Source organism: Streptomyces sp. NPDC013187 (assembly GCF_042899705.1).
GTDB classification, from domain to species: Bacteria; Actinomycetota; Actinomycetes; order Streptomycetales; family Streptomycetaceae; genus Streptomyces; species Streptomyces hawaiiensis_A.
Window position 1 is genome coordinate 1 of the sequence record NZ_JBIBAF010000044.1, and the last position, 3,452, is coordinate 3,452.

Here is a 3,452-nt window from a genome sequence, read left to right on the forward strand (position 1 = left end):
GGGCTTTCCTCCGGGCGCTTCCCTTCGGTCTTGCGTTTCCGACTCTATCAGATCTTTCCGATCCGATTTCCTCGGTGCTTTCCAGGTTCCCGCTTTCGCGTTTCCCTTTCCGGCGGTTCCGACTTTATCAGAAGTTTTTGGCCGGTCTAACCGGCCGCTCATTTCCGATTCATCGGGAGAGGCTTCGATGAAAGCAACGTTTCAAGAAGCAGGTAGATGTTCACTGTGGCTGGTCTGGGACTAGACCCCATCTCCAGGCAACTGTTCGAATCTACCTCCCCGCGCTCGCCGTGTCAACGGCTCCCGTGGGGCGAAGAGGAGACTAGCAGTTGAACGGACGTGGTCGCACATCCGGCGGTCGGCGGGACGATCAGGCGGCTGTCGGGACGGTCGCGCTGCGTTCCGCCGCCTCGACGTCTCCGGTCTCGCCCGCGCGGGCGGCTCGGCCGCCCAAGACGTAGACGTAGGCCAGGAAGGCCACTTCGGCGGCGACGCCGATGGCGATGCGGGCCCAGGTGGGGAGGCCGGACGGGGTGACGAAGCCTTCGATGGCGCCTGAGACGAAGAGGACTAGGGCGAGACCGATGGCCATGCCTATGGCCGCTCGGCCTTCCTCCGCGAGCGCCGTGCGCCGCGTCCGCGGGCCGGGGTCGATGAGCGTCCAGCCGAGGCGCAGGCCCGTGCCGGCTGCGACGAAGACGGCGGTCAGTTCCAGGAGGCCGTGCGGGAGGACCAGGCCGAGGAACGTGTCGAGGCGGCCGGCCGAGGACATCAGGCCGATGCCGACACCGAGATTGAGCATGTTCTGGAAGAGGATCCAGAGGACCGGGAGCCCAAGGAAGACCCCGAGGATGAGGCACAGGGCGGCGGCCCAGGCGTTGTTCGTCCAGACCTGCGCGGCGAAGCTGGCGGCCGGATGGCTGGAGTAGTACGTCTCGTACTGGCCACCGGGACGGGTGAGCTCCCTCAGTTCACTGGGAGCCGCGATCGTGGCCTGTACCTCGGGGTGGGTGCCGATCCACCAGCCCAGGAGGGCGGCGACAGCCGTGGACAGGAGCGCGGTGGGCACCCACCAGTGCCGTGACTTGTAGACGGCGGCGGGGAAACCGTGGGCGAGGAAGCGTGTGACGTCACGCCAGGAGGCGCGTCGGGTGCCGGTCACGGCACCACGCGCGCGTGCCACGAGTTGGCTGAGCCGACCGGTCAGCTGCGGGTCGGGGGCACTGGACTGGATCAGGGAGAGGTGCGTCGCGGTGCGCTGGTAGAGGGTGACGAGTTCGTCGGCCTCCGCGCCGTCGAGGCGGCGCTGGCGGCGGATGAGCACTTCGAGGCGGTCCCACTCCGCTCGGTGGGCGGAGACGAAGACGTCGAGGTCCATCGGTGTGCCTGCTCCTCGGCTGGTCGTCGGAGGCTCGTCGTGGATCAGCTTGTCGTACTACGGTGCGATGCGCCCTCAGCTTGGCAGACTGGCCCTGTCGGGGGCAGGGCAGGGGAAGGACGGCGGGCGTGAGTGAGCTGGTGACGGGCGAGGCTGTGGCACTGGAGCTGCGCCCGGCGAGGCTGCCCAGCAGGGCGCTGGCCGTGCTGCTCGATCTGGTGGCGGCCATGGCGGTCTACGTCGCGGTGACCATCGTGCTGGTCACCTCCACGGCCTCCCTCGACGAGGCGGCGCGGACGGCGCTTTCCATCGCGTCGTTCGTTCTCGTGCTGGTGGGCGGGCCGATCGCGGTGGAGACGCTCAGTCACGGGCGGTCGCTCGGGAAGATGGCGTGCGGTCTGCGTGTGGTGCGGGACGACGGAGGCCCCATCCGGTTCCGGCATGCGCTGGTGAGGGGCTTGATCGGGGTGATCGAGATCCTCATGACCTTTGGGATCGTCGCCTGCATCGCCTCGTTCGTGTCGGCTCGTGGGCGGCGGCTGGGAGACGTGTTCGCCGGGACGCTCGTCGTGCGGGAGCGGATTCCGGTCGCGCGGACCGGCTTCGTACCGCCTCCTCCGCCGTGGCTGTCCGGGCGGTTCGCGGGGCTCGATCTCTCTGCGGTGCCCGACGGGTTGTGGCTCGCCGTCCGGCAGTACCTGACGCGTATGCAGCATCTGGATCCGCAGGTGGGCTGGTCGATGGCGGAGCGGCTGGCGGCGGATCTGGCGGAGCGTACGGGGGCTCCGGTGCCCCCCGGTGTGCCGCCGGCCGCGTATCTGGCGGCGGTCGTGCAGGAACGGCAGGCGCGGGAGGCCCGGCGGGCTTTCGGAAGCGAGGCGGCCCCGGCGGCGACGTCCGCCGCCGTTCCGGTGCCCGCCGACCCGGTCGCCACAGCCGATGCTCCTGCCGTGTACGGCGCCGCGGTCGGCTTCCGACCGCCGGCTGGGGTGCCCGGGGTGGTGTCCGGGCCGTCCAACCGGGAACGGCCCGCAGAGCCGACGGTGCCACCGGCGGCTTCGGCCGGTGAGCGGCCCCGCACCGGGTTCGTTCCGCCGGCGTAGTGCCCGGGGGCAGGCCGGCGTAGTGCGGGGGGAGGCAGGCAGCGCCGGCGGAACGCGGCTGCCGGGCAGTTCGACGCCGGTGTGGACCGTGGCGCCACCCGAAGGGCTGCCCGGCCCCCGCGCTGCTCAGGTGAAGACCGACGGTGGTGATTCCAGGTCTTCGAGCTCGATGCCGGGGGCCGCGAGCACCACGTCCCCGGCGAGGTGCACGGTGTGCTGCTCGCCTGTGTCCAGGGCTGTGACCTGGTATTCGTCCACGGTCAGGGGGCCGTTGTCAGTGGCGTGTGCTTCGCTTCTCAGCAAGGCCCAGGACTGATCCACGGTGCGGGGGGCGAGGACCGGGTCCGTGAAGGCGACGAGGCGTACGCGGGTGGCCGCTGTGGAGGGGGTGAGGCGCAGGAGACGGGCGGTGGCGACGAGGAATGCCGGGGACGTGCCGGTGAAGGCGTGGGCGCGCACATTGCCTTCGGTGGCCTCGGTCCCGGTGGGGTCGGTACGGACCCAGGTGACGCCGTCGAGGGCTGCGCCGCGGACCTGCCAGGCGGCGGCGTGGAGTTCGAGGCGGATGGGTCGGCCCAATTCGTCGAGGGTGAGGTCGACGGAGCCGTGGTGATCGCCTGCGGGGGTGGTCAGCTGGGAGACGTAGCGCCAGCCGGAGGGGCCGGGGGCGCACTGGAAGTGTTCGTCTGCGAGGGGGGTGTGATCGTGCGGATCGTGGAGCGAATAGCGGCCGCGGGGCATGGGGGTCCTGGGTCCTGACGGGCTGGGCCGGTCGCCGGGCGGGCGAACGGGGCAGGCCCCCGGCACGGGGGTGCGGGGGCCTGCCTCGGGGATCTGACCGGTTACCGGCCGGCCGGCAGCGGTGCTGCTCGGCTCAGTAGCGGTAGTGGTCCGGCTTGAACGGTCCCTCGACCTTCACGCCGATGTACTCGGCCTGCTCGGGGCGCAGCGTGGTGAGCTTCACGCCGAGC

General features: G+C 70.8%; 4 protein-coding genes. 1 reads left to right on the forward strand and 3 read right to left on the reverse strand.

Going from position 1 to position 3,452, the window contains the following annotated elements; all coding sequences use genetic code 11:
• Positions 1–370: 370 nt before the first annotated feature.
• Entirely contained in the window at positions 371–1,378 is a 1,008-nt protein-coding gene (locus ACFY5B_RS39400; RefSeq protein WP_389980067.1) for a stage II sporulation protein M, read from the reverse strand.
• Between the two features lie 128 nt (positions 1,379–1,506).
• On the opposite strand from ACFY5B_RS39400, the gene ACFY5B_RS39405 reads away from it, so the two are divergent.
• Positions 1,507–2,481 (forward strand): RDD family protein, encoded by a 975-nt coding sequence (locus tag ACFY5B_RS39405; protein WP_389980070.1) that lies wholly within the window; start codon positions 1,507–1,509, stop codon positions 2,479–2,481.
• A 126-nt stretch (positions 2,482–2,607) separates the two neighbouring features.
• On the opposite strand, the gene ACFY5B_RS39410 is transcribed toward ACFY5B_RS39405, so the two are convergent.
• Both ACFY5B_RS39410 and ACFY5B_RS39415 read right to left on the reverse strand, forming a co-directional pair.
• Positions 2,608–3,222 (reverse strand): hypothetical protein, encoded by a 615-nt coding sequence (locus ACFY5B_RS39410; protein WP_389980073.1) that lies wholly within the window; start codon positions 3,220–3,222, stop codon positions 2,608–2,610.
• 133 nt (positions 3,223–3,355) lie between these two features.
• Positions 3,356–3,452: adenosylhomocysteinase (locus ACFY5B_RS39415; protein ID WP_389980058.1), on the reverse strand; the 97-nt coding region annotated here is incomplete at its 5' end.

What these genes read in the sequence shown, in the direction of transcription:
- ACFY5B_RS39410 (WP_389980073.1), bottom strand. Translation starts at nt 3,222, where the DNA reads ATGCCCCGCGGCCGCTATTCGCTCCACGATCCGCACGATCACACCCCC.
- ACFY5B_RS39400 (WP_389980067.1), bottom strand. Translation starts at nt 1,378, where the DNA reads ATGGACCTCGACGTCTTCGTCTCCGCCCACCGAGCGGAGTGGGACCGC.